A 248-nucleotide genomic window follows, 5' to 3' on the forward strand; every position below is an offset into this window, starting at 1 on the left:
CTGCTCCCGTTACAGGGTCCAGCCATTTGAGGCGCAAGAAGTATGCGAACACAAGCCAATAGATCCCGGCGAAGCTCACGGGGGTGATGATAAGCCAGAAAGGACCGCCGATGGAATTACCATAACGGGCGGCGATATCGCGATATGCGAGGTCCCACGCCAGCCGGGCGTTGCGTGCTATCCCGCGGATTGTTTGTCTCATTGCTCGGACGACCTTCTCATCGCCGGAATCTAAGCTGTGCACCAGT

General features: G+C 57.3%; 1 pseudogene. It reads right to left on the minus strand.

What is annotated here, in order from left to right:
* A pseudogene (locus tag AF337_RS44530) lies at positions 1 to 202 on the minus strand (ABC transporter permease); the annotation flags it as partial.
* Positions 203 to 248: the final 46 nt, after the last annotated feature.

The sequence above is a fragment of the Rhizobium ecuadorense genome, assembly GCF_001187535.1.
GTDB classification, from domain to species: Bacteria; Pseudomonadota; Alphaproteobacteria; order Rhizobiales; family Rhizobiaceae; genus Rhizobium; species Rhizobium ecuadorense.